The organism is Streptomyces acidicola (genome assembly GCF_009377235.1).
In the GTDB taxonomy this organism is placed as follows: Bacteria; Actinomycetota; Actinomycetes; order Streptomycetales; family Streptomycetaceae; genus Streptomyces; species Streptomyces acidicola.
In genome coordinates this window covers 1-2,499 of sequence record NZ_VMNX01000471.1, presented here as the reverse complement: position 1 = coordinate 2,499, position 2,499 = coordinate 1, and the positions used below count along the sequence as shown (strand labels likewise).

Here is a 2,499-nt window from a genome sequence, read left to right as displayed (position 1 = left end):
CCTCGAAGCCCCGGCCAGGCCAGGCAGGGCCAGGCCCGTCAGGTCTGGGGGGCCGGGAAAGCCACCGGGCCCCGCAAGCCCGCCCGGTTCACCGCCCGTACGCCGAAGAAGACGTTGTCCTTGGACAGATCCACCTCGTGCGACGTGACGTCGCCCGCCGGGATCACATGGGTCCAGTCGGAGTCCGTCGTCTCCCGCCAGACGATCTCGTAGCCCGCGAGATCGGGCTCGGCCCGCCTGGTCCACGTCAGCTCCGTGGCGTTGGTGAGGGTGGACGTGACGACCTTCGCGTCACGCGGGGTACCGGGGGCCTGGGCCAGCGTCCAGAGGGCGGCCGCGTTCACCTTGGCCACGCGCGCGGTGAACGCGAAGTCGCAGAACTCCGGGAGGTCGCCGTACCGCTTGCCGTCCTCCACCCGCACGTCCTGATGCTGATGGGCGAAGTCCTCGGCGGGCTCCGTGAAGCGGCCCGCGGGGTAGGCACGTTCGAGGAACGGGATGTGGTCGCCGCCCCGGCGGTAGCGGTCACGGCGGTAGATCACCCGCACCCGCATGCCCGTCGCGTCGTTGTCCGCCACGTCCCGGACGAAGCGGGCGAGTTGACGGGACGGCGAGTCGTTCTCCCCGCCCACCGAGCGGCGGACCGCCGCCTGTTCGGGAGTCTCGGAGGACGGCACACCCTCCGCGAACAGCCGGATCGTGTACGGGTCACGCGTCCCGTCGTCCGCCGTCGAACTGCCGACGATGTCGTTGGTGAACATGCCCTGGACGTCCGTACCGGCGGCCTTGTACTGCTGCGCCATGTACGCCGCGCCGTACAGCCCCTGCTCCTCCCCCGCCACCGCCGCGAACACGATCGTCGAGGCCGGCCGGCGCCGCGCCATCACCCGGGCCAGTTCCATGGCCACGGCCACCCCGGAGGCGTCGTCGTCCGCGCCGGGCGCGTCGGACGTGGCGTCCATGACGTCCGACGCCCGCGAGTCGTAGTGCCCCGACACCACGTACACCCTCTCCGGCGTGACCGAGCCGCGCAGCGTGGCGACGACGTTCGTGATGCGGGTCGCCACAGGGATACGGCTCGCCGGTTCCTGGATGTACGACTGGAGCTCCACCGTCATCCGGCCGCCGGAGGCCGCCGCGTACGACCGCATCTCCGCCGCGATCCAGTCACGGGCCGCACCGATGCCGCGCACGGGGTCGTCCTGGGTGGAGAGGGTGTGGCGGGTGCCGAAGGAGACCAGCTTGCGGACGGTCGCCTCGATGCGGTCGGGGTCGATCTCCCCGAGGAGGGCGCGGAGTTCACGGGAGGGCCGTTGCGCGGTCGCGGGCGGCCGGTCAGTGGCTCCGTCTGCGGCGGCCACGGCCGTGGCGGGGGCAGCCGCGCTCGCCACCCCCGCGGCGGCGGTGGCCGTCAGAACCGTTCTCCTGCTGGGGCGCATGGGGCGCATGGGTCCTCCGCGAGCAGCCGGGGCGTGCCAACGGTGCCATCGTTGTGGACGCGTCAAGCGGGGGCAAGGGTGCCTCACGGGTCTGACGGGCCGTGAGGGGTCGGACTTCAGTCCGCGTCCGGTCCGCCTTCAGTCCGCCTTCGTGAACGTCAGCGACTTCCCCGAGTCCGTGCTCACACGGCGCAGACGGCCGTCGGGGAGGATCGTGACCTCGGAGGCGGCGCCCGGGGTGCAGGAGGACGCCGGGCCGGTCGTGACGGTGGAGGGGCCGATCCTCAACGGGCCGCCGCCGCTCGGGGCCACCGCCAGCTCGGCCTTGAACACGCAGTGGTACGTGCCGCTCCCGACCGGTCCGTCCGCCGTGAGCGACAGGACCGTGTCGCCGACCTCGCCCTGCCGGATGACCAGGCGTCGTGTGCTGTGCCCGGCGGCGTTGTCGATGCTCGTGTTCCAGGTACCGAGGTACTCGGCCGGGATCGCGCCGTACTCGGGGGCCTGGGTCGTGGGGTTCTGGGTGGTGGGATTCCCGGTGCTCGGCGGGGTCGAGGGCCCGGACGTGCTCGGGTCCTCGGTCGTGGGCGCGCTCGTCGTCGGGGACGCCTTGCCGTGGCCGTCCTGGCCGGCGCCGTCCCGCATCAACGCGTACACCGAACCGCCCGCCGCGAGCGCCACGACCAGCGCGACCGCGATGAGCGCCGCCGTGGAGCGGCCGTTTCTGTGCGGGGGCCCGGGCTGCGGGTGGGCGCCACCCGGACCGTACGGGGGAGTCGGCCCGAAGGAGCCTGCCGGAGGGCCGTAGGGCGGGGTCGACCCCATGGCGGGCCCGTACGGGCTGTATCCGGGAGGCCCTTGTCCGGGAGGCCCGTGTCCGGCGGCAGGTTGCTGACTGTATCCGGGAGGCCCGTGTCCGGCGGCGGGCTGCGGGTGCTGCTGCGCGTAGCCGTACGGCGGGGGCGGCATCGCCGACGGGGGCGCCTGCGCGGGGCCCGCGATCTGGGTGGGCAGCCGGTCCAGTCCGCCCACGCCCGGCTGCCCCGGCGGGGGCGGGGCC

Annotated in this window: 1 protein-coding gene and 1 pseudogene; both read right to left on the bottom strand. The window is 73.7% G+C overall.

Annotation, left to right across the window (positions count from 1 at the left end; genetic code table 11):
• Nucleotides 1-38 precede the first annotated feature (38 nt).
• Entirely contained in the window at nucleotides 39-1,448 is a 1,410-nt protein-coding gene (locus FPZ41_RS46070) for a M28 family metallopeptidase (RefSeq protein WP_228023460.1), read from the bottom strand.
• A gap of 129 nt (nucleotides 1,449-1,577) precedes the next feature.
• Nucleotides 1,578-2,499 (bottom strand): annotated as a pseudogene (locus FPZ41_RS47690) (serine/threonine protein kinase); the annotation flags it as partial.

Coding starts and splice junctions, on each gene's coding strand:
- FPZ41_RS46070 (WP_228023460.1), bottom strand. CDS start 1,448: ATGCGCCCCATGCGCCCCAGCAGGAGAACGGTTCTGACGGCCACCGCC.